Below are 23,010 nucleotides of genomic sequence, written 5' to 3'. Positions count from 1 at the left end.
GGTACCCTCGGTTTCTTTTGCGACCGACCATCCGATGGCCACCACCACCGCCGGGCCGGGGCGCATGCCCCGCCAGATCGCCTACATCATCGGCAACGAGGCCTGCGAGCGCTTCAGCTTCTACGGGATGCGCAACATCCTGGTGCCGTTCCTGATCAGTTCGGTCCTGCTGGCCTACCTGCCCGAGGGTGCGCAGCGCGACGGCGCGGCCAAGGACATCTTCCACAGCTTCGTCATCGGCGTGTACTTCTTCCCGCTGCTCGGCGGCTGGCTGTCGGACCGCTTCTTCGGCAAGTACAACACCATCCTGTGGTTCTCGCTGGTGTACTGCGCCGGCCATGCCTGCCTGGCGCTGTTCGAGAGCCATGCCGGCGGCTTCTACACCGGCCTGTTCCTGATCGCGCTGGGCTCGGGCGGAATCAAGCCGCTGGTGGTGTCCTTCTGCGGCGACCAGTTCGACCGGAGCAACAAGGACAAGGCGCGGGTGGTCTTCGACGCGTTCTACTGGATCATCAACTTCGGCTCGTTCTTCGCCTCGCTGCTGGCGCCGCTGTTCCTGCGCCACTGGGGGCCGGCGGTGGCCTTCGGCATCCCGGGCGTGCTGATGTTCATCGCCACCGTCGTGTTCTGGCTGGGGCGCCGGCGCTACGTCAACGTGCCGCCGTCGGGCGACGATCCGCACGGTTTCCTGGAGGTGGTCAAGACCGCGCTGCGCACCCGGCGGCCCGGGCAGGGACGGCCCGGCTACGCGGTGGCCATGGCCGGCCTGGCGGCGGCGGCGGCGCTGCTGGGGCTGTGGGCGCTGTCGCTGGCCGGCCTGGTGCCGTGGTGGCCGGACTTCGGCTTCGTCATCTCCGCCTGCCTGGCGCTGGGCGCGGTGATCGCGCTGGGCGGCTGGGGCGCCTCGCTGCAGTTGGAGCGCGCCCGCGGCGCGCACCCGGACGCGGCGGTGGACGGCGTGCGCGCGGTGCTGCGGATCCTGATCGTGTTCGCGCTGGTGACCCCGTTCTGGTCGCTGTTCGACCAGAAGGCCTCGACCTGGATCATCCAGGGCCGGGAGATGACCATCCCGCACGGGGCGGCGTGGTGGCCGAGCTGGCTGGTGCAGGACGCGGCGCAGATGCAGGCGCTGAACCCGCTGCTGGTGATGCTGCTGATTCCGTTCAACAACCTGGTGCTGTACCCGGCCCTGCGCCGGCTGGGCTGGGAACCCACCGCGCTGCGGCGGATGGGCTGGGGCATCGCCATCTCCGGCGTGTCGTGGATCGTGGCCGGCGCGCTGCAACTGTGGCTGGACGGCGGCGCGCCGGTCTCGCTGGCCTGGCAGGCGCTGCCCTACCTGATGCTGACCTTCGGCGAGGTCCTGGTCTCGGCCACCGCGCTGGAGTTCGCCTACAGCCAGGCGCCGCACGCGATGAAGGGCGTGATCATGGCCTTCTGGTACCTGACCAGCACCTTCGGCAGCCTGTGGGTGCTGCTGACCAACTTCGGCGTGCGCAACGAGGCCGTGCTGGGCCGCATCGCCGGCACCGGGCTGAGCGAGAACGCGTTCCTGATGTTCTTCTTCGCCGGCTTCGCGTTCGCCGCCGCGCTGGCCTTCGCCGCCTACGCGCGCCGCTACCCGATGCAGGACAACTACCGCGCCGCCTGAGGAATGCCATGCCTTATCCCGTTACCCTCGTGCTGATCGCCGCCACCGCGCTGGTGTCCTGGCGCGCCTTCCACGACCGCCGCCTGGCCGACCGGCTGATCCTGTGGCCGCCGGCGATCTCGCAGCGGCACGAATACTGGCGCCTGGCCAGCTACGGCCTCCTGCACGCGGACCTGGCCCACCTGCTGTTCAACATGGTCACCCTGTTCTTCTTCGGGCGCCTGATCGAGCAGGTGATGGGGCAGCTCACCGGCAGCATGCTGACCTATCCGCTGTTCTACGTGGGCGCGCTGGTGGTCTCCATCCTGCCCAGCTACCTGAAGAACCAGAAGAACGCCGGCTATTTCAGCCTCGGCGCGTCGGGCGCGGTGTCGGCGGTGCTGTTCGCCTTCATCCTGATCTCGCCGTGGTCGCTGATCTTCGTGTTCTTCATCCCCGCGCCGGCGATCCTGTACGCGGTCTTCTACGTGGGCTACAGCCTGTGGATGGACCACCGCGGGGGCGACCGCATCAACCACAGCGCGCACCTGGCCGGGGCGGCCTTCGGGGTCATGTTCATGCTGGCGATGGAGCCGCGCCTGGCGCAGGTGTTCCTGGAGCAGTTGATGAATCCGCGCTTCGGCTGAACTGCGACGCTCACCGCGCCTGCATGTGGGGCGTGCCAGTCTGCCTGCGTCCCCCCAAGACGGAGGCGAAGATGGCAACCCGTACCGCATCCATCACCCATGCCGGAAAGGCCGCCGCGCGCAAGGCCGCCACCGGGCGCCGCCCGGCCGCGAAGGCCGGCACGCCCAAGGCGGCTGCGAAGACGGCCGCGGCCCGCAAAGCGGCTTCGAAGAAGTCGCCCGCCAGGAAGGCCGCAGCGAAGACGGGCACGAAGGCGATGCCGAAGAAGACGGCAGCGAAAAAGGTCACGACGACCCGCCAGGCGGCGAAGGAGAAATCGCCCGCGCGCAGCGCCGTGGCCGGGAAAGCCGCATCGAAGAAAGCCACAGGCGAAAAGACCGTGTCGAAGAAAGCCGTGGTGAAGAAGACTGCGGCGAAGAAGGCCGTGACGAAGAAAACCGCGACCGCCCAGGCGACGGCACGCCGCACCGCAGCCCCCAGGGCCGTGGCGGGGACGTCCCCGGCCAGGACGACGGCCGCTGCCCGCGGCGGCCATGCGGCGCAGGCGGCGACTGCCGGGCGCACTGCAACCCCGCGCCGCGCCGGCGCGCGCGCGCCGACCCCGAAGCAGGCGCTGGCCGCGACCCGCACGCTGTTGCAGGCCCAGCAGGAACAGGCGCGCCAGACCCCGCCCTGGCGCCAACTGGACCCGCAGGCGCAACCGCTCCAGGCCGAGGGCTACGTATCGCCGGAGGCCGCGGCCAAGGCGCAGGAACTGCATGCCGGCGAGAGCCGGATGCGCGCGATCCAGGGCAGCGCCAGCACCCACGACCGGCGCAACCAGCGCAAGCGCGACCACCGCTGAAGCGGCGTGGCATCGGAAAGGTGCGCGCCCGAGGGTGCGGGGCGGGGAGGAAGGGGCGTGCGCCCAGGCGCGCCCCGTGTGGCGTCAGACGGCTACCGAGTAGGTGGTCTTGAGACGCTCGTACACTTCGTGGGTCAGTTGCTCGAACTCCCAACTGTCGGTATGCCCGTCCATGACCAACTGGTACAGCCCTTCGAGCAGCGAGGCATCGCTGGCGGAATCGTTGGCGGCGTAGGCGTCGAGAACGTTCATGCTGGCTCCGTCACGGCGGCGGTACTGTCCCGGTGGGTCGCAGGACGCGTGCCAACCGCGGTGGCGGGCCCGGAAACCCATGCGGCGGACCGGATTCCTCACATGCCATTGCGCGGATGCCCGCCATAATGTGACGCTACACGTCGCCTTTTGCCGCATTCCACGGAGGCCCGACATGACCGATTCCCCCCCATCCCCCGCGATCGGGCACGATCCGGACCGGCACCGCTTCCACGTCCGGATGGACGGCCACGAAGCCGAACTGCTCTACCGGCTGGAGGACGGGGCCATGGTCATCGACCATACCGGCGTGCCCTTGGCCATCGGCGGTCGCGGCGTGGCCGGGCACCTGGTGCGCGAGGCCTTCGAGCATGCCAAGGCCCAGGGGTGGCGCGTGGTCCCGGCGTGTTCCTATGCTGCCGTCTGGGTGGCCAGGCATCCGGAATACGCCACCCAGGTAGCGGGATGATGCCGCGCAGCGCCGGGGTCGCGGCGCAATGACGGCCGGCGCCGCCCTGCGGCTATGTACGCGAAGATGCATGCGGCACAACGGAGGTCCGCAGACATGATCCGAACCAAGCTTCCCTTCCTGGTGCTGTCCGTGCTGGTGCTGCTGCCGTCCGCCTGCGGACGGCAGGCGGAGGCGCCGGCGCCGTCCATCGAGGCACCGCCCGTGGCGGAGGCCGCCGTGCCGGAAATGCCGGCGCCGGTATCGATGGAGGACGTGATCGAGCACGACCCGCGCTATGTGGTCGGCATCAGCTATCCGCCTTCGGCGGCGGCCTATCCCGGCCTGGCCAGTGCGCTGCACGCCTATGCCGCCGCGGCCCGCGCGGAACTGATGCAGGCGGTCGAGGGCCTGGACGGGCCGCCCAGGGCGCCCTACGAGTTGTCGCTGGGGTTCCGCGGCCTGATGGAGACGCCGGACGTGGTGGCGGTGGCGGCCGAGGGCAGCCTCTACACCGGGGGCGCCCACGGCCAGCCCCTGGTGGCGCGTTTCGTCTGGTTGCCGCGGCACGAGCAGATGCTGACCTCGGACCGGCTGCTGGCCTCGCCGGCGGGATGGCGCACGATCGCCGACCATGCGGCCGAGCAATTGGGCACGGCGGCCCATACCCGGGCCGCGGACGAGTCGCTGGAGCCGGGCGACCGCCAGCGCCTGCTGGGCGCGGCACTGAAGACCATCGCCCAGGGCACCGAGCCGCGGCCCGAGAACTTCGCCCAGTTCGAGCCGGTGCCGGCGCAGGACGGCAGGATCGCCGCGCTGCGCTTCGTGTTCGCGCCCTACCAGGTGGGGCCGTACGCGGACGGGGTGCAGTACGCCGAGGTCCCGGCCGCGGTACTGCTGCCGTACCTGGCCCCGGACTACCGCGAGCTGTTCGCGCAATAGGCGGCGGGCATGGCACGCGCCTCCCTCGCCGGGCGTCGCGTCGAAGCGCTGCTGGGCGAGGCGGGCGTGCGCATCGGCGGCGACCGCGACTGGGACATGCAGGTCCATGACGCGCGCCTGCACGCGCGGTTGCTGGTCCACGGATCGTTGGGGCTGGGCGAGTCGTACATGGACGGCTGGTGGGACGCGCGCGCGCTGGACGGCCTGCTGGAGCGGCTGATGCGTGCGCGCCTGGACGAGCGCGTGCACGGCATCGGCGAGCTCCGGCGCGCCCTGCTGGCGCGGCTGACCAATCCGCAGACGCGCGGCCGCAGCGGCGAGGTCGGGCGCCGGCATTACGACCTGGGCAACGACCTGTATGCGGCGATGCTGGGCCGGCGGCTGGTCTACAGTTGCGGCTACTGGCGCCAGGCCGGCGATCTGGACGCGGCGCAGGAGGCCAAGCTGGACCTGGTCTGCCGCAAGCTCGGCCTGCGCCCGGGCATGCGCGTGCTGGACATCGGCTGCGGCTGGGGCGAGGCGCTGGAGTATGCGGCGCGGCGCTACGGCGTGAGCGGGGTGGGGGCGACCATCTCGCGCGAACAGGCCGGCTACGCGCGCCGGCTGTGCGCCGACCTGCCGGTGGAGATCCGCCTGCAGGACTACCGCGAGCTGGACGAGCGGTTCGACGCGGTGTTCTCGATCGGCATGTTCGAGCACGTGGGCGTGCGCAATTATCGCGACTATTTCCGGGTGGCGAGGCGCTGCCTGGCCGACGACGGCCTGTTCCTGCTGCACAGCATCGGCCGCGACGTCTCGGCCCGGCGCACCGATCCGTGGATCGCCCGCTATATCTTCCCCAACTCGATGCTGCCTTCGGCCGCGCAACTCACGCATGCCTGCGAGGGCGCCTTCGTGATCGAGGACTGGCACAACTTCGGGGCCGACTACGACCGCACCCTGCAGGCCTGGCGCGACAACGTCGAGGCGGCCTGGGAACGGCTGGACCCGCGCTACGACGAGCGCTTCCGGCGGATGTGGCGGTTCTACCTGGCCGGGTCGATGGCGGCCTTCCGCACCCGCCGTGCGCAGTTGTGGCAGGTCGTGCTCTCGCCGCGGGGTGTGCCCGGCGGCTACGTCGCGCCGCGTTGAGCGCACCGGCGCGGAAAGCACCGCGCCGCCCGGAGGCGGCGCGGTGGCAGGTCGCCCCGGGAGGCGGGATCAGGGCGCGGCGGCGTCCAGCCCGCGCTTGGCCAGCAGCGGCTCGATCCTCGGATCGTGGCCGGCGAAGTCGCGGAACAACTGCATCGCGTCCTTGCTGCCGCCGCGCGAGAGCAGGGTGGCGCGGAAGCGGTCGCCGTTCTCGCGCTTCAGGCCGCCGTGCTCGCGCATCCACGCCTGGGTGTTGGCGTCCAGGACCTCGGACCAGATGTAGGCGTAGTAGCCGGCCGAGTAGCCGCCCATGATGTGGCTGAAGTACGGCGTGCGGTAGCGCGGCGGCACCGGGGCATAGGCGATGCCGTCGGCGGCCAGCGCGTCGGCCTCGAACTTCATCACCCCGTCGGCGGCCGGTACCTGCCCGGCGTCCATCTGGTGCCAGCGCTGGTCGAGCATGGCCGCGCCCAGGTACTCGGTGGTGGCGAAGCCCTGGTTGAACCTGCCCGTGGCCAGCACCTTGTCCAGCAGCGCCTGCGGCATCGGCTCGCCGGTGTCGTGGTGCTTGGCGTAGTTGGCCAGCACGCTCGGCCAGTCGGCCCACATCTCGTTGACCTGCGAGGGGAACTCGACGAAGTCGCGCGGCACGCTGGTGCCGCTGAAATACGGGTAGGCGACATCCGAGAACATGCCGTGCAGGGCGTGGCCGAACTCGTGGAACGCGGTGGTGACCTCGTCCCAGGTCATCAGCGTGGGCTCGCCGGCCGGCGGCTTGGCGATGTTGAGGTGGTTGGCCACCACCGACCGCGTGCCGCGCAGGCCGGACTGGGACACGTACGAGTTCATCCAGGCGCCGCCGCGCTTGGAGGCGCGCGCGTAGGGGTCGAAGATGAAGATCGCCAACAGGCTGCCGTCGGCGTCGAACACGTCGTAGGTCCAGGTGTCCGGGTGGTACTTGGGCAGGTCGGTGCGTTCCTTGAAGGCGATCCCGTAGAGCTGGCTGGCGGCGAAGAACACGCCGTTCTCCAGCACGTTCTTCATCTCGAAGTAGGGCTTGAGCTGGGATTCGTCGAAATCGTACTTTTCCTGGCGCACCTTCTCGGTGTAGAACGCCCAGTCCCAGGGCTCGAGCCGGAAGCTCGGCTCGCCCTTGGCGGCCTGCTCCCGGTCGATGGTCTTCTGCAGCTCGGCGGCCTCGCGCCTGGCATTGGCCACCGCCGCCGGGGCCAGCTTGGCGAGCATGTCGTTGACCGCCTGCGGCGTCCTGGCGGTGGCCTCCTCCAACTGGTAGGCGGCGTGGTTGGGGTAGCCGAGCAGGGCGGCGCGCTCGGCGCGCAGCTTCGCCACCTGGGCTACGATGGCGGTGTTGTCGAATTCGCCGCCGCGGCTGCCGCGGGCGATGGACGCCTCGAAGATCTTCTGCCGCGCCTGGCGGTCGGTCAGGTAGCTCAGCGGCGGCTGGCCGGTGGTGTTGAGCAGGGCGACCACGTACTTGCCGTCCAGCCCCCGCTGCCCGGCTTCATCGGCGGCCGCGGCGATCTGCGCTTCGGTCGAGCCGGCAAGCGCCTGCGCGTCGTCGAAGACCACGGCCGAGGCGTTGACCTCGTTGAGCACGTTCTGGTCGAACCGGGTGCCCAGCCGGGCCAGTTCGCCGTTCATTTCCTTCAGCCTGGTCTTGTCGGCGTCGGACAGCCTGGCGCCGGCGCGGACGTAGTCGGTGTAGTAGCGCTCGACCAGGCGCAGGCCCTCGGCGTCCAGGCCCAGCGAGTCGCGGGTGTCGTACAGGGCCTGGATGCGGGCGAATAGCGGGCCGTTGAGCACGATCGCGTCGCGGTGCGCGGCGAACCGGGGCGAGTAGTCGGCCTGCAACCGCTTGCGGGCGTCGTTGGTGTCGGTGCCGACCAGGTTGGAGAACACCGCGCGCGCGCGGTTCAGGGTCTGGCCGCTGTTCTCCAGGGCGACGATGGTGTTGTCGAACGTGGGGGCCTGGGGATTGCCGGCGATCGCCTCGATCTCCTGCAGTTGCTCGGCCATGCCCGCGTCGAAGGCCGGCGCGAAATCGCCGTCCTGGATCCGGTCGAAATGCGGGTATTGCAGCGGCAGGTCGCTCTGGACGAGGAACGGGTTGTCCTGGCGGGCGGTGGCGGCCGCCTGTCCGGCCTCGGTGCCGGCCGCGGGGGCGTCGGTTCGGTTGCACGCGGTCATGTTCAATCCAAGGGCGGCGGCCAGGGCCAGGGAAAGTCCGGTTCTCATCATCACAACGGTTCCTGCGGAAACGAATCCGGCCAGCGTAGCGCAGCAACCGGGTGCGGACCCGTGACAAAAGGCACGGGCGGCCGCACGGGCCGCGACTTGGCGTGGAGAGGGTCGACCCCAAAAGGAGCCGCGCCGGGCCGGCGGTCGCTGGCTTCAGTTGCCGGCGCAGGCGCATGGCCGCCATCGCCGGAAGCGCCAAAATCTCTTTTTGGCATGAGACGTGGGGCGTGGCTTTCGCACCGCGCCACGCCACAGGGGCATCCCGCCATCGCTGCCGCGACCGGGTCCGGACTACTTCTCGACGAAGGCGCGCTCGAACACGTACTGGCCAAGGCTGCCGATCCGCGGCGAGGCGGCGAATCCACGGCCGTCCAGCAGGGCGCGGAAGTCGGCCAGCATCTGCGGGCTGCCGCAGACCATGGCGCGGTCGTACGCGGGGTCCAGCGGTTCCAGGCCCAGGGCGCGCATCATTTCGCCGCTGTCCATCAGGTCGGTGAGGCGGCCGCGGTTCGGGAAGTCCTCGCGGCTGACCGCAGGGTAGTACAGCAGCTTCTGCCGCACCGCCTCGCCGAGGAACTCGTGCCGCGGCAGCTCCTTCTCGAAGTAGTCGCGGTAGGCCAGGTCCTTCGCGTTGCGCACGCCGTGGCACAGGACCACGCGCTCGAAGCGCTCGTAGGTCTCCGGGTCCTTGATCACCGACAGCCATGGCGCCAGGCCGGTGCCGGTGCCCAGCAGGTACAGGTTGCGTCCCGGGTGCAGGTCGCTGATCAGCAGGGTGCCGGTGGGCTTGCGCCCCACCAGCAGGCCGTCGCCGGGCCTGATGTGCTGCAGGCGCGAGGTCAGCGGGCCGTCCGGCACCTTGATGCTGAAGAACTCCAGTTGTTCTTCCCAGTTGGCGCTGGCGATGGAGTAGGCGCGCAGGATCGGCTTGCCGCCCTCGGTGGGCAGCCCGATCATCACGAACTGGCCGTTCTCGAAGCGGAAACCGTCGTTGCGGGTGGTGGTGAAGCTGAAGTAGTCGTCGGTCCAGTGACGGACGTCGAGCACCGTTTCGGTGCCGTAGGCGGAGGACATCGGCAGGGCGTCGTGGGGAGGCTGTTCGCCGCTCATTGTAGCCGACGGCCGCCCCACGGCCTTGCGCTGGATCAACTCCGCGCCACGGCAGCGCCTGCTCAGGCCTGCGGCGGCTCCAGCCTCAGCAGCTTGCCGTCGTCCTCGTCGGTGACCAGGTACAGGTTGCCGTCGGCGGCCACGCGCACGTCGCGGATGCGCTCGCCCAGGTCCTGCAGCAGGCGCTCCTCGGCGACGACGCGGTCGCCCTCCAACTGCAGGCGGATCAGGTTGCGCTGGGCCAGCGCACCGAGGAACAGGCTGTCGTTCCACGGCTTGCCCGGCCGGCCGGTGTAGAAGGCCATGCCCGACAGGCCGGGCGAGACCTCGAACACGAAGTGGGCCGGTTCCATCCCCGCCCGCTCCTTGCCCACCGCCTCGGGAATCGGCTGGCCGGAATAGTCGATTCCGTGGGTGACCACGGGCCAGCCATAGTTCAGGCCCGGCCGGGGCAGGTTGATCTCGTCGCCGCCGCGCGGGCCGTGCTCGCTTTCCCACAGCTTGCCGGTGCGCGGGTCGAACGCCAGGCCCTGGGAATTGCGGTGGCCGTAGCTCCAGATCTCCGGGCGCGCGTCCTGGCGGCCGACGAAGGGGTTGTCCTTGGGCACGCTGCCGTCCAGGTGCAGGCGCACCAGCTTGCCCTGCAGCTTGTCCAGCTCCTGCGACATCGCCCGCAGGGTGCGCTCGCCTTGGCTGATGAACACGTGGCCCTGGTCGTCGAAGGCAAAGCGCGAGCCGTAGTGGTTCTCGGTATTGACCTTCGGCTCCTGGCGGTAGATCACGCTCACGTCCGTGAGGCCATCGTCGCCCAGGGTGGCGTAGGCCGCGGCGGTGCCGGACAGGCCGCCGTCGCCGGGCTCGGCGTAGCTGAGGTAGATGCGCCGGCTCTGCGCGAAGTCGGGCGCCAGGGCCACGTCGAGCAGTCCGCCCTGGCCGCGCGCGGAAACTTCCGGCACTCCGGCCAGCGGCGCCGAGACGCTGCCGTCGGCGCTTACCCGGCGCAGCGCGCCGCCGCGCTCGGTGACCAGGAAGCTCCCGTCCGGCAGCGGCGCCACGGCCCAGGGATGGGACAGGCCGCGCGCGACCACGGTGAGGTTGGCGTCGCCCTGGTCGCTGGAAACCTCCTGCGCCGGTGCTTCGGCGGCGGAGGCCGGTGCCGGCGCGGGCTGGCAGGCCGACAGGGCGGCGGCGAGGACGAGGGCGGCGGGTACGGGCGAGGACGGACGCATGCGGGGACTTCCGGTCGGCGACGAAGGCTCAACGATAGCCGGCGGCCTGCAGTTCGAACAACTCCGCATAGCGCCCGCCCTGGGCCATCAGCTCCGTATGGGTGCCGCTGGCCTCCACCCGGCCGCCGGCCAGCACCAGGATCCGGTCGGCCATGCGCACGCTGGAGAACCGGTGCGAGATCAGCACCGCGGTGCGCCGGTGGGACAATTCCTTGAAACGCTGGAACACCTCGAACTCGCTGCGCGCGTCCAGCGCGGCGGTGGGTTCGTCCAGGATCATCACCTGGGCATCGCGCATGTAGGCGCGGGCGATGGCGATCTTCTGCCACTGGCCGCCGGACAGGTCCACGCCGGTCTTGAAGCGGCGCCCGATCAACTGTTCGTAGCCCTGCGGCAGCGCGTCGATCACCTCGTCGGCCATGGCCCGGCGCGCGGCGCCGTGGACGCGGGCGTCGTCGTCCATCGCCTCCACCCGGCCCACGCCGATGTTCTCCCCGGCCGACAGGTGGTAGCGCACGAAGTCCTGGAAGATCACCCCGGTATTGGCGCGCAGGTCGTCCAGGTCGTAGTCGCGCAGGTCGCGGCCGTCGAGCAGGATGCGGCCCTCGTCCGGGTCGTACAGCCGCGCCAGCAGCTTGACCAGGGTGGTCTTGCCGGCGCCGTTCTCGCCGACCAGGGCCAGCACCTCGCCGGCGCGCAGCTCGAACTCCAGCCCGCGCAGCGCCCAGTGCTCGGCGCCCGGGTAGCGGAAGCCGACGTTCTCGAACGCGAAGCCGCGCTCGATCGGGCGCGGCACCGGCAGCGCGCCGGGCCGTGAGGCGATCTCCGGCTCGATCTCGAAGAAGGAGAACAGGTCGTCCAGGTAGAGCGCCTGCCCGGCCACCTGCGAGAAGCCGACCAGCAGGCCTTCCAGCAACTGGCGCAGGCGACGGAAGCTGCCGGCCAGGAAGGTGAGGTCGCCGATGCTGAAATCGCCCTTGACCGTGCGCCAGGCGATGTAGCCGTAGGCCACGTAGTAGCCCAGCGTGCCCAGCGCGGTCAGCGCCGCGCCCCACAGCGCGCGGCGCCGGGCCAGGGCGCGGTTGGCCAGGTAGAACCTGTCCGCCAGTACCCGGTAGCGGTCGATCAGGAAGCGGTGGAGGTTGAAGATCTTCACCTCCTTGGCCGTTTCCACGCTGGCGCCGGTCTGGCGCAGGTACTCGAGCTGGCGGCGCTCCGGCGTCCACTGGTGGTTGAGCGAATAGCCCAGCGCGTTGAAGTGCGCCTCGCCGACGAACGCCGGCACCAGGGCCACGGCCAGCAACCCGATCAGCCAGGGCGCGTAGACCAGCAGGCCGATGCCGAAGCTGACCACGGTGATGGCGTCCTGGAGCTGGCCGAACAACTGGCTCATCAGGTTCATCCGGCTCATGGTCTGGCGCCGGGCGCGGTCGAGCTTGTCCTGCAGGTCCGGGTCCTCGAAGTCCTCCAGGTCCAGGGTCGCCGCGTGCTCCATCAGGCGCACGCTGCTGGCGTTGGTGAACAGTTCCGAGAGCAGGCCGTCGGCGTAGCTCACCAATCGGCCCAGCAGGTCCGAGCCCACCGCCAGCACGAGCTCCAGGCCCAGCAGCCACAACAAGGAGTCGAGTCGGCCTTCGCGCAGGGCTGCGCCCAGGCTCTCGAACTCCAGCCCCAGCCCGACCAGCCGGATGGCCTCGTCGATGATCAGCTTGCCGATGTACAGGGTGACCACCGGCATCAGCGCGCGTACCAGGCGCAGGCCGAGGCTGGCCAGGGTCAGGCCCGGGCTGGTCTGCCAGATCTGGCGCAGGAACGGTGGCAGGTTGCGCATCGCATCGAAGCGCTCGCGCAGGCTGGGGGTGGAGCGCTCGCGGCGCGGCGCGGCGGAAGGGGGTGTCGAGGGAGAGGCCATCGGCCCATTGTGCCGGCTCGCGGCGCCGGAGGGTCATGGCCGCGGGCGGCGGAAGCGCCCGGCGGCGCGATGGAGCTTTCCCGGGATGCCGGACGCACGCCGTCGCGGCCCAGGCCATCCCTGTGACCCGGGCACGGGCGGAAAAAGCGAAGGCCCGCCGAGGCGGGCCTTCCGCTGTCCTGCTGGCGCCGCCGGCCGCGGCCGGTCAGTAGACGCCGTGCAGGTCGCGCAACTGCGAGGGGCGCGAGGCGAACCACGCGGCCAGGTCGGCGATGTCCTGGTCGCTCAGGCCGGTGGCCTGCGGCGTCATCAGTGCGTGGTCGCGGTCGCCCTTGCGGTAGTCCTGCAGGGCGCGGGCCAGGTAGTCGGCGTACTGGCCGCCGAGCTTGGGGTAGGTGGCGTCGATCGGCACGTTGCCGTCCGGGCCGTGGCAGTCGATGCAGCTCTGCCCGGTGGCCTTGCCCTTGGCGTTGGCCAGTTGCTCGCCGATGGCGATGCGGCCATCGGGCAGGCCAGCCGAGGAACTGCGGGTACCGCCCTCGGCGGCATGGGAACCGTCCTGTCCGGAACAGGCCGCCAGGGCGAGAAGGGCGGTCAGGGCGATGGCGAGACGCGAGGCGTGCACGGCTGTCGACATGGGTTGCTTACTTGAGGGTGGACAGGAAGGCGGTGATGTCGGCGATGTCCTGGGCCGAGAAGCTCTCGGCCTGGGCGCGCATCGTCGGGTGCTTGCGCTTGCCCTGCTGGTACTCGTGCAGGGCCTGCGACAGGTACTCGGCCGACTGGCCGGCGATCTTCGGCACCTTGTAGCTGGGGTAGGCGTTCTTGTAGCCGGTGATGCCGTGGCAGCCATGGCAGGTGTAGCTCAGCAGGCGCCCGTGTTCCACGTCGCCGGCCGTGGCCGCGGCGGGAGCGGCGGCGGCCGGCGGCGCGTCGGCCGGAGCCGGGTCGGCCTCCTGGGCGGCGGTGGCGAAGGGCAGGGCGGTGACCAGGGCAAGGCAGGCGGCTAGCGGCAGCGGGCGCATCATTCTGTGGTCCGGATCGGTCTCGGATGGAGTCGTTCGCGGCGATCAACCCCTCCACCGCGCAGTTCAGCCAGTATAGCCGCGCGTCACCGCAACCGGAAACTCGCGGGCTCGCGCTCGATCCCGCACCATCCCCCGGCGGTCACCATGACCTTCGGCGCATGGCGTCGATCCGGGTGGGTGATCTACTTGCATACAACACCTGATCACATCGCTTCGGACCTACCCCGCATGCATATCGCCACGGCCCGTCCCGCCCTCCGCCACTTCCGCGCAGGGATGCGCATCGCTGTCCTCGCATCGGCCGTGGCCGTGCTGGCGGCCTGCAAGGGCGCGCCGGGCGACGCCCAGCCCGGGGCCGCCGACAAGGCCGCCGACGCGATCCCGGTGGAGGTGGCCACCGCCAGCCACCGTCCGATCGCCGCCAGCTACACCGGCACCGCCGCGCTGGAACCGCGCGCCGAGGCGCAGGTGGTGGCCAAGACCTCCGGCGTGGCGCTGGCGGTGCTGGTGGAGGAGGGGCAGCAGGTCAAGGCGGGCCAGCCGCTGGTGCGGCTGGACCCGGACCGCGCGCGCCTGGCCATGGCCCAGGGCGAGGCGCAACTGCGCAAGCTGGAGAACAACTACAGCCGCGCGCGGCAACTGGTTGCGCAGCAACTGATCAGCGCCGGCGAGGTGGACCAGATGCGCTACGACCTGGAGAACGTGCGCGCCCAGTACAACCTGGCCGCGCTGGAGCTGTCCTACACCACCGTGGTGGCGCCGATCTCCGGCATCGTGGCCTCGCGCGACATCAAGCCCGGCAACTTCGTGCAGATCAACTCGCCGATCATCCGCATCGTCGACGGCAGCAGGCTGGAGGCCACGCTCAACGTGCCCGAGCGCGAGATCGCCAAGCTCAAGCCCGGGCAGAAGGTGGAACTGTCGGCCGACGCGCTGCCCGGCCGCAGCTTCGCCGGCGCCGTGGACCGGGTCTCGCCCGTGGTCGATGTCGGCACCGGCACCTTCCGCGTGGTCGCCGCCTTCCCGGGGGACGGGGAGCTGCAGCCCGGCATGTTCAGCCGCTTGAGCATCGGCTACGACCAGCGTGCCGATGCGCTGGTGGTGCCGCGCACCGCGTTGCTGGAGGACGGCGGCGTGCCGGCGGTCTACGTGGTGCGCGACGGCAAGGCGTCGCGCACCGAGCTGAAGCTGGGATACGACGACGCGGGCTGGGTCGAGGTGCGCGAAGGCCTGAAGGCGGGCGACGCGGTGGTGGTGGCGGGCAAGGCCGCGCTGCGCGAAGGCAGCGCGGTGCAGGTGCTGGAGCACGACGGCCAGGGCAAGGCGGTGGTCGCCTCTCCCGCCGGCCAGGCGGTGCGCTGATGCCGGCGCACGACCTGCGGGCCGCGGCGGGCGGGTTCGACCTGGTCGAGTTCTCCACTCGCCGCCGCGTCACCGTCGCGATGATGACGCTCACCCTGGTGCTGTTTGGCCTGATCTCGCTGTCCAGCCTGAAGGTCGAGCTGCTGCCGGACCTGAGCTATCCCACGCTGACCGTGCGCACCGACTACGAGGGCGCGGCGCCGGCCGAGGTCGAGACCCTGATCTCGCGGCCTGCCGAGGAGGCGCTGGGCATCGTCAAGGGCCTGCGCAGGCTGAAGTCGATCTCGCGCACCGGCCAGAGCGACGTGGTCCTGGAATTCGCCTGGGGCACGGACATGCAGCAGGCCGGCCTGGACGTGCGCGACAAGATGGAGACGCTGGAACTGCCGCTGGATGCCAAGCCGCCGATGCTGCTGCGCTTCAATCCATCGACCCAGCCGATCATGCGCCTGGCGCTGTCCTCCAGGGAGGAGGGTGGCAGCGAGGCCGATGCGGTGCGCCGGCTGATGGAGCTGCGCCGCTACGCCGAGGACGATCTCAAGCGCAAGCTGGAGCCGGTCAGCGGCGTGGCCGCGGTAAAGGTGGGCGGCGGCCTGGAGGACGAGGTCCAGGTCGAGATCGACCAGCGCAAGCTGGCGCAACTGGGCCTGTCGCTGGACACCGTCATCCAGCGCCTGCAGCAGGAGAACGTCAACCTGTCGGGCGGCCGGCTGGAAGAGGGCACCCAGCGCTACCTCGTGCGCACCGTCAATCAGTTCGCCACGGTCGAGCAGATGCGCGAGCTGCTGCTGACCACGGCCGGCGGCTCGGCCGCTTCCGCCTCGTCGGCCGGCGAGAACCAGCAGTTGATGTCGGCCATCCTCGGCAGCCGCGACCCTACGGTGATCGCGGCCCTGCGCGGAGGCGGAGGCGGCAGCGCTACCGTGCCGGTGCGCCTGAAGGACGTGGCGCAGGTGCGCCAGGGCTACAAGGAGCGCGAGGCGGTGATCCGCAGCGGCGGCCACGAGGCGGTGGAGCTGGCGGTCTACAAGGAGGGCGACGCCAACACCGTTTCCACCGCCGATGCGCTGGAGGCGAGGCTGGCCTCCATCCGCGGCGAAATGCCCAAGGACATCGAGCTGACGGTGGTGGAGGACCAATCCGTATTCATCCGCCATGCCATCAGCGACGTCAAGCTGGACGCGGTGATCGGCGGGATGCTCTCGATCCTGGTCATCTTCCTGTTCCTGCGCGATGGCTGGAGCACCTTCGTCATCTCGCTCTCGCTGCCGATCTCGATCATCACCACGTTCTTCTTCATGGGCCGGCTGGGGCTGAGCCTGAACGTGATGTCCCTGGGCGGCCTGGCCCTGGCCACGGGCCTGGTGGTGGACGATTCGATCGTGGTCCTGGAATCCATCGCCAAGGCCCGCGAGCGCGGGATGGGCGTGCTGCAGGCGGCCATCGCCGGCACCCGCGAAGTGTTCATGGCGGTGGTGGCCTCCACCCTTACCACCATCGCGGTGTTCCTGCCGCTGGTCTTCGTCGAGGGCATCGCCGGGCAGTTGTTCCGCGACCAGGCGCTCACCGTGTCCATCGCCATCGCGGTGTCGCTGGCGGTGTCGATGACCCTGATCCCGATGCTAAGCGCGTTGAAGGGGCGGCCGCCGCTGGAGTTCCCGCCGGAGACGCCGGCATCGCCGTGGCGCCCGGAAAGCCGCTGGCAGAAGCCCGTGGCGCTGGCCGGCCGCGGGATCGGCGCCCTGGTCCGCGGCGGCTTCTACGCGGTGGTCTGGACCGTGGTCCGCGTCTTCCGCGGCATCGTCGCGGTGGTCGGGCCGGTCATGGGCAAGGCCAGCGACCTGGCGATGGCCCCGTACCGGCGCGCCGAGGCGGCCTACCTGCGCGCGTTGCCTGCCGCATTGGTGCGGCCCTGGCCGGTGCTGGGCATCGCCGCGCTGGCCTTCGCGGCGACCTTGGCGGTGGTCCCGCTGCTGGGCATGGACCTGATCCCGCAGTTGGCCCAGGACCGCTTCGAGATGACCGCCAAGCTGCCGCCCGGCACGCCCCTGGCGCAGACCGACGCGCTGGTCCGCAGCGTACAGCACGCGCATGCGGACGAGGCGGGCGTGCGGCTGCTGTACGGCGTGTCCGGCACCGGCACGCGCCTGGATGCCAGCCCGACCGAGAGCGGCGAGAACATCGGCAAGCTGTCGGTGGTGATGAGCGACACCTCGCGCGAGGCCGAGCTGGTCGGCCGACTGCGCGAGACGGTGCGCGCCTGGCCCGCCGCGCAGGTGGACTTCGCCCGGCCGGAACTGTTCTCGCTGTCGCCGCCGCTGGAGATCGAGGTCGAGGGCGACAACCTTGAGGAGATCCGGGTGGCGGGCACGCGCCTGGCCGGGCTGCTGCGCGGCAACTCGCACTACGCCGACGTGAAGTCCACGGTTGAGCAGGGCTTCCCCGAGATCCAGGTGGTGTTCGACCAGGAACGCGCCGCCGCGCTGGGCCTGACCACCCGCCAGATCGCCGATGCGGTAGTCAACAAGGTGCGCGGCAGCGTGGCCACCCGCTACAGCTTCCGTGACCGCAAGATCGACGTGCTGGTGCGGGTGCGCGAGTCGGAGCGCTCCTCGGTCGAGGACATCCGCCGCCTGGTGGTCAACCCCACCGGCAGCACCCCGGTGGAACTGGCCTCGGTGGCGCAGGTGGTCTCCACCACCGGGCCCAGCGAGATCCACCGGGTCAACCAGCGCCGGGTGGCCATCGTCTCGGCCAACCTGCGCGGCATCGACCTGGGCACGGCCATCGCCGAAGTGCAGAAGATGGTGGCCGACGCGCCGCTGGGCACCGGCGTGGACATGCACATCGGCGGCCAGGGCGAGGAACTGGACGCGTCGATGCGCTCGCTGGTGTTCGCCTTCGGGCTGGCGGTGTTCCTGGTCTACCTGGTGATGGCCTCGCAGTTCGAGTCGCTGCTGCACCCGTTCGTGATCCTGTTCACCATCCCCCTGGCGCTGGTCGGCGCGGTGGCCGCGCTGCTGCTGTCGCGCTCGCCGGTGTCGGTGGTGGTGTTCATCGGCCTGATCCTGCTGGTCGGCCTGGTGGTGAAGAACGCGATCATCCTGGTCGACAAGGTCAACCAGTCGCGCGAGCAGGGCCTGGCCAAGCGCGCGGCCATCGTCGAGGGCGCGCGCTCGCGCCTGCGCCCGATCATGATGACCACCCTGTGCGCGGTGTTCGGCTTCCTGCCGCTGGCGCTGGCCTTCGGCGAGGGTGCCGAGGTGCGCTCGCCGATGGCCATCACCGTCATCGGCGGCCTGCTGGTGTCGACCCTGCTGACCCTGCTGGTGATCCCGGTGGTCTACGACCTGCTGGATCGCAAGCCCGATGCGTACTACGCCGAGCGCGGCCGGCGCGCCCGCAGGGACGCCGAGCAGGCAGCGCAGGTGCTGGCGCACGAGCACGACGCCCTGGGCGGCGACGCGCGCGGGGGCTGACGCGGATGAACATCACCGAGTTGTCCATCCGCCGGCCGGTCACCACCATCATGCTGTTCGTGTCGATGGTGGCGATCGGCCTGATCGCCACGTTCCGGCTGCCGCTGGAGGCCGAGCCGGAGGCCACCATCCCGTTCTTCTTCGTCTCCCTGCCCTATGCCGGCTCCACTCCGGAGGAAGTCGAGCGCAACCTGCTGCGCCCGGTCGAGGAAGCCATCGCCACGATGCCGGGCATCAAGTCGATGAACTCGCGCGCCAACGCCGAGGGTGCGCAGATCCAGGTGGAATTCAGCGACTGGAGCCGCGACATCGCCATGGCGGCCTCCGAGGCGCGCGAGCGGATCGATGCCATCCGCGACCAGCTCCCGGACGACTTCCGACGCTACTACGTGCAGCGCTGGAGCACCGGCGACCGCGAGGCCATCAGCCTGCGCCTGACCAGCGACGTCGACCTCACCACGCGCGCCGACCTGATCGAGCGCAGCATGAAGCAGCGCCTAGAGCGCCTGCCCGGCGTGGCCCGCGTCGAGGTGGAGGGCGTGGCCAGCCGCGAGGTGCTGGTGGCTCTGGACAAGGATCGCCTGAGCGCGCACGGGATCGCGCTCAACGACCTGGTGCAGCGGCTGCAGGCGGCCAACTTCTCGGTGTCGGCCGGCCAGATCACCGAGGCCGGGCGGCGCCTGCGGGTGCAGCCCCGCGGCGAGCTGCAGGAACTGCAGGCGCTGCGCGACCTGCGCGTGAACGATTCCGGCACGCGGCTCTCGGACATCGCCACGGTCGGCCTGCGGCCGCAGCGCATGAGCTACGTGCGCCAGATGGAAGGCAAGCCCAGCGTCGGGGTGGACATCTACAAGGAGCGCTCGGCCAACCTGGTCGACCTGTCGCGCGCGGTGCGCGCCGAGATCCAGGCGCTGGAACAGGACCCGGCCATGCACGGCGTCGGCATCGAGGTCACCGACGACCAGGGCCAGGCCGTGACCGGCTCGCTGATGGCCCTGGCCGAGGCCGGGGCCATCGGCCTGCTGCTGTCGGTGATCGTGCTCTACGGCTTCCTGCGGCACTGGCCGTCGACGCTGATGGTCAGCCTGGCCATCCCGATCTGCTTCATCATGACCCTGGGCTTCATGTACTTCGTCGGCATCTCGCTGAACATCATCTCGATGATGGGCCTGCTGCTGGCGGTGGGCATGCTGGTGGACAACGCCGTGGTGGTGGTGGAGAGCATCTACCAGGAGCGGGAGAAGTTCCCCGGGCGGCCCTCGCTGGCCTCCATCGTCGGCACCCGCCACGTGGCCATCGCCCTGTCCGCCGGCACCTTGTGCCACTGCGTGGTGTTCATGCCGATGATGTTCGGCGAGAAGAACATCATCACCATCTACCTGTCGCAGCTCGCGGTGACCATCTCGTTCTCGCTGCTGGCCTCCTGGCTGGTGGCGGTGAGCCTGATCCCGATGCTGTCCGCGCGGATGAAAACCCCGCCGGCGGTGAATTCGCCGATGATCTCGCGCCTGCAGGACCGCTATGCGCGCGCCCTGCGCTGGACCCTGAAGCATCGTGGCTGGAGCGTGGCCGGCATCCTCGTCATCTCCCTGGCCAGCCTCTGGCCCATGACCCACACCCAGGGCGGCGGCGACGACAGCGACCCCAGCCAGATCAACATCTACTACCAGTGGCGCGGCGCCTACTCCAAGGAGGAGATGGGCAGGGAGGTGGCCCGGGTGGAAGCCTTCGTCAACGCGCACCGCGAGCAATTCCACATCGAGCGCGTCTACAGCCGCTATGCGGAGCAGGGCTGGTCGCAGACCCGCCTGTTCCTGGACATCAAGGACCGGGAGCTGAGCCGGAAGATCGCCGAGGAGGTGCGCAAGGGCCTGCCGCAATCGGCGCGCGCCAAGATCGGCATCGGCTGGCCGGGCGGCATGGGCAGCGACGGGCAGGGCATCCGCTTCAGCCTGGTCGGCGACTCGACCCGGACCCTGCAGGAACTGGCCGACGACATCGTCCCGCTGCTGGCGCGCAACCCAAAGCTGCGCGACGTGCGGGTGGACACCGGCGACGCCAACACCGAGCTGTCGGTGCGGGTCGACCGCGAGCGCGCGGCCGCCTACGGGTTCAACGCGCAGCAGGTGGCGCAGTTCGTCGGCATGGCGCTGCGCGGCGCGTCGTTGCGGGATTTTCACATGGACGGCGTGGAGATCCCGGTCAACGTGCGCTTCGCCGGCTCGGAGGACTATGGCGTCGAGGACCTGTCCACGTTCATGGTGCGCGCCGGCAACGGCGTGGAGGTGCCCCTGCTGGCGATGGTGGACGTGGGCATCGACCCGGCGGCCACCTCGATCCAGCGCCTGAACCGGCAGACCATGCTGCGCGTGGAGTCCGGCGTGGCCCCGGACGTGCCGATGGAGGAGGCGCGCAAGTCCATCGAGGCCATGCTCGACGGCGTGCAGTTCCCGCCGGGGTACGGCTACACCTTCGCCGGCGGCGGGTTCAACATCAACTTCGATGGCACGGACCAGATGCTCAGGAGCATCGTCATCGCGCTGGTGCTGATGCTGGTGATCATGGCGGCGGTGTTCGAATCCATGCTGTTCCCGGCCGCGATCATGTCCTGCGTGCTGTTCTCGATCTTCGGCGTGTACTGGCTGTTCTGGATCACCGGCACCGAGATGAACATCATGGCCGTGATCGGCATCCTGGTGCTGATGGGGGTGGTGGTGAACAACGGCATCGTGATGATCGAGCACATCAACAACCTGCGCCGGCGCGGGCTGTCGCGGCTGGACGCGCTGGTGGAGGGCAGCCGCGAGCGCCTGCGCCCGATCATGATGACCATGGGCACGGCGATCCTGGCGATGATCCCCATCGCCCTGCATACCGACACGGTCAGCGGCATGCCGCCGTACTACCCGATGGCGCGTGCCATCGCCGGGGGGCTGGCCTTCTCCACGGTGGTCAGCCTGCTGTTCCTGCCCACCATCTACGCGATCCTGGACGACCTGCGCAGCGGCACGTCGCGCCTGGTGGCGCGCGCACGCGGCGTGCGCGCCAGCGGCAAGACAGCGGCGGTGCCGACGCAGCCGGCCTGAACCGGCACCGGGCCCGTCCCGCAGACCCGTAACGGGGCATGGACGCGGCGCGGCGGTGATCCGGCCAGTGCGTGTCGCGCGGGCTTTTCCAGGGAAGGCGTCCCCGGCGGCGGCGGGCAACCGCGCGGGTCCGGGCGCCGCAAGAGGGGGCTATACGCATCCCGCCCCCTGATCGATGCGCTGCGCCAGCTCACCGGGCTGACGAACCTGGTCCTGGAGCCGATCGACGCCGCGTCCCGATCGTCGCCCGGCCCGGAGCGGCTGCAGGGCCGTCTCTGGCCAGGGGGCGCGATCAGCCGAACAGGCGCGCCAGCATCCTCGCGCCGCCGGTCCACACGCCGATGGCGGTACCCAGCGAGGTCAGGAAAAAGTTGAGCAGGGTGCGGGCCACCCGGTTGCGCCACCAGCCCTTCAGGTGCTGCACGTCGTCGCGCAGGGCCATGAAGTCGGCGTAGGTCGGCTTGCGCAGGCTGGCCTCGACCAGCGCGCTGACCGTGCCGGAGGCCAGCGCCGGATGCAGCGGCGTCAGCGGCGAGGCGATGAAGGCCGCCAGGATGCTCAGCGGATGCCCCCCGGCGATGGCGCAGCCCAGTGCGCCGAGCACGCCGGTGGCCAGCACCCATTGCACGATCAGCTCCGAGCCCACGTCCACGCCGCCGCGCCAGAAGCCCCAGGCGAACCCGCCGAGCAGGAACGCGCCGATGATCGTCTCCATCCACGGGAAGCGCGACTTGCGCTTGACCGATTCCAGCTCGGCCAGCGCCTGTTCCGGCGCATCGGTGTCCTGCGCCAGGTGCCGGGCCAGCCCGGGCAGGTGGCCGGCGCCGACCACGGCCAGCACCCGGCGCGCCTCGCCGGTGTCCTGGCGCAGGCGCGCGGCCATGTAGCGGTCGCGCTCGGCGATCACGGCTTCGTAGAGGGCAGGGCTGTGCGAGGCGAACTCGCCGAAGCTGGCTTCGAGCATGTCGCCCTGCTTGAGCTTCTCGATCTCCTCGTCGCCCACTTCCTCGTCGCCGAACATCGCCATCAGGATGCCGGCGCCGGTCTTGGCCCGGCTCCACCAGCCCAGCCGCTGCATCGCCCGGCGGAAGGTCAGGCCGACCTCGCGGTCGATCAGGTGCACCGGCAGGCCGCGTTCGCGCGCGTCCATGACCGCGGCCTTCAGTTCCGCGCCCGGCTCCACGTCCAGTTGCTCGGCCAGGCGGCGCTGGTAGGCGGACAGGGCCAGGTTGGCGGCGAACAGGTGGGTCTTGCCCTCGCGCAGCACGCGCACGATGTCCAGCCGCGCCAGAGCGTCGGGATCGGCCAGCGATTGCAGGCGGCCGCTGTCGAGCTCGACCGCCACCGCGTCGTAGCCGCCGCTGGCCACCGCCGTGCGGACGGCCTCCACGCTGGCGCGCGAGATGTGCGCGGTGCCGAGCAGGGTGTAGCGCACTCCATCGCGCTCGACGATCCGGTGCGGCTGGTCGTGCAGCGGATCGGCCTGCGGTGCGGGAGCGGCGTCGGCGGCCATCGTGCCGTCGTTCGTGTCGTGGCTCATGCGGAGGCTTCCTGCCGGCGGGGTCCGATGTGTTCCATGCGGTATCCGATCGGCAAGGACGCCCTCGGGCGGTCCGGCCGGTAGCGTGGGGCGGGCCAGGGCCGGGGGCC

At 70.5% G+C, this 23,010-nt stretch carries 16 protein-coding genes and 1 pseudogene; 9 read left to right on the top strand and 8 right to left on the bottom strand.

The window, feature by feature from the left end:
• Nucleotides 1–34 precede the first annotated feature (34 nt).
• Genes HNR76_RS07495 through HNR76_RS07485 form a run of 3 tightly spaced genes read left to right on the top strand, consistent with a single transcriptional unit; the run spans nt 35 to nt 3,122 of the window.
• Complete coding sequence (locus tag HNR76_RS07495; RefSeq protein WP_162309498.1) at nt 35–1,651, top strand: POT-type proton-dependent oligopeptide transporter; 1,617 nt, start codon at nt 35–37, stop codon at nt 1,649–1,651.
• 8 nt (nt 1,652–1,659) lie between these two features.
• The gene (locus HNR76_RS07490) at nt 1,660–2,277 is read left to right on the top strand and encodes a rhomboid family intramembrane serine protease (RefSeq protein WP_162309497.1); all 618 of its coding nucleotides are present in this window, start codon (nt 1,660–1,662) and stop codon (nt 2,275–2,277) included.
• Nucleotides 2,278–2,300: 23 nt separating this feature from the next.
• Complete coding sequence (locus tag HNR76_RS07485; RefSeq protein WP_343059278.1) at nt 2,301–3,122, top strand: histone H1-like repetitive region-containing protein; 822 nt, start codon at nt 2,301–2,303, stop codon at nt 3,120–3,122.
• 84 nt (nt 3,123–3,206) lie between these two features.
• On the opposite strand, the gene HNR76_RS07480 is transcribed toward HNR76_RS07485, so the two are convergent.
• Nucleotides 3,207–3,374, bottom strand: a complete 168-nt coding sequence (locus tag HNR76_RS07480) for a hypothetical protein (RefSeq protein WP_170298584.1) — start codon at nt 3,372–3,374, stop codon at nt 3,207–3,209.
• A 175-nt stretch (nt 3,375–3,549) separates the two neighbouring features.
• Here HNR76_RS07480 and HNR76_RS07475 point away from each other — a divergent pair, with 175 nt between their 5' ends.
• The 3 genes from HNR76_RS07475 (at nt 3,550) to cfa (ending at nt 5,895) form a co-directional block, all read left to right on the top strand.
• A complete protein-coding gene (locus tag HNR76_RS07475) occupies nt 3,550–3,843 on the top strand; it encodes a GNAT family N-acetyltransferase (RefSeq protein ID WP_162309495.1) in 294 nt (97 codons plus the stop codon).
• A gap of 96 nt (nt 3,844–3,939) precedes the next feature.
• Nucleotides 3,940–4,764, top strand: a complete 825-nt coding sequence (locus tag HNR76_RS07470; RefSeq protein WP_162309494.1) for a DUF3298 and DUF4163 domain-containing protein — start codon at nt 3,940–3,942, stop codon at nt 4,762–4,764.
• Between the two features lie 9 nt (nt 4,765–4,773).
• Nucleotides 4,774–5,895 carry a cyclopropane fatty acyl phospholipid synthase gene (cfa, locus tag HNR76_RS07465; protein ID WP_162309493.1) on the top strand — a complete coding sequence of 374 codons (1,122 nt, stop codon included), beginning with the start codon at nt 4,774–4,776 and terminating at the stop codon, nt 5,893–5,895.
• Nucleotides 5,896–5,964: 69 nt separating this feature from the next.
• On the opposite strand, the gene HNR76_RS07460 is transcribed toward cfa, so the two are convergent.
• The 6 genes and pseudogenes from HNR76_RS07460 to HNR76_RS07435 all read right to left on the bottom strand — a co-directional run bounded on the left by HNR76_RS07460 (nt 5,965) and on the right by HNR76_RS07435 (nt 13,430).
• Nucleotides 5,965–8,151, bottom strand: coding sequence for a M3 family metallopeptidase (locus HNR76_RS07460; protein ID WP_162309492.1), 2,187 nt, complete (start codon nt 8,149–8,151; stop codon nt 5,965–5,967).
• A 294-nt stretch (nt 8,152–8,445) separates the two neighbouring features.
• Nucleotides 8,446–9,228, bottom strand: coding sequence for a ferredoxin--NADP reductase (locus HNR76_RS07455; protein WP_162309491.1), 783 nt, complete (start codon nt 9,226–9,228; stop codon nt 8,446–8,448).
• 98 nt (nt 9,229–9,326) lie between these two features.
• Nucleotides 9,327–10,493, bottom strand: a complete 1,167-nt coding sequence (locus HNR76_RS07450; protein WP_162309490.1) for a PQQ-dependent sugar dehydrogenase — start codon at nt 10,491–10,493, stop codon at nt 9,327–9,329.
• 28 nt (nt 10,494–10,521) lie between these two features.
• Nucleotides 10,522–12,405 carry an ABC transporter ATP-binding protein gene (locus HNR76_RS07445; RefSeq protein WP_162309489.1) on the bottom strand — a complete coding sequence of 628 codons (1,884 nt, stop codon included), beginning with the start codon at nt 12,403–12,405 and terminating at the stop codon, nt 10,522–10,524.
• 205 nt (nt 12,406–12,610) lie between these two features.
• Nucleotides 12,611–12,931: pseudogene (locus HNR76_RS07440) on the bottom strand (c-type cytochrome); the annotation flags it as partial.
• Nucleotides 12,932–13,049: 118 nt separating this feature from the next.
• Nucleotides 13,050–13,430 carry a c-type cytochrome gene (locus HNR76_RS07435; RefSeq protein WP_162309756.1) on the bottom strand — a complete coding sequence of 127 codons (381 nt, stop codon included), beginning with the start codon at nt 13,428–13,430 and terminating at the stop codon, nt 13,050–13,052.
• Between the two features lie 279 nt (nt 13,431–13,709).
• Between HNR76_RS07435 and HNR76_RS07430 the strand changes: the two genes are divergently transcribed.
• The 3 genes from HNR76_RS07430 to HNR76_RS07420 are packed head-to-tail and all read left to right on the top strand — an operon-like array spanning nt 13,710 to nt 21,360.
• Nucleotides 13,710–14,795, top strand: a complete 1,086-nt coding sequence (locus HNR76_RS07430; protein WP_246429054.1) for an efflux RND transporter periplasmic adaptor subunit — start codon at nt 13,710–13,712, stop codon at nt 14,793–14,795.
• Nucleotides 14,795–18,274, top strand: a complete 3,480-nt coding sequence (locus HNR76_RS07425; protein WP_162309486.1) for an efflux RND transporter permease subunit — start codon at nt 14,795–14,797, stop codon at nt 18,272–18,274. The genes HNR76_RS07430 and HNR76_RS07425 overlap by 1 nt, the downstream gene beginning before the upstream one ends.
• A 5-nt stretch (nt 18,275–18,279) precedes the next feature.
• A complete protein-coding gene (locus HNR76_RS07420; RefSeq protein WP_162309485.1) occupies nt 18,280–21,360 on the top strand; it encodes an efflux RND transporter permease subunit in 3,081 nt (1,026 codons plus the stop codon).
• 292 nt (nt 21,361–21,652) lie between these two features.
• Here the strand turns inward: HNR76_RS07420 and HNR76_RS07415 are convergent, their stop codons facing one another.
• Nucleotides 21,653–22,873: a TraB/GumN family protein gene (locus HNR76_RS07415; RefSeq protein WP_162309755.1), complete on the bottom strand. Its 1,221-nt coding sequence runs from the start codon at nt 22,871–22,873 to the stop codon at nt 21,653–21,655.
• Nucleotides 22,874–23,010: the final 137 nt, after the last annotated feature.

Source organism: Pseudoxanthomonas broegbernensis, from assembly GCF_014202435.1.
GTDB classification, from domain to species: domain Bacteria; phylum Pseudomonadota; class Gammaproteobacteria; order Xanthomonadales; family Xanthomonadaceae; genus Pseudoxanthomonas; species Pseudoxanthomonas broegbernensis.
The sequence above is the reverse complement of the archived record's forward strand: the minus strand, read 5'-3'. Positions and strand labels throughout refer to the sequence as shown.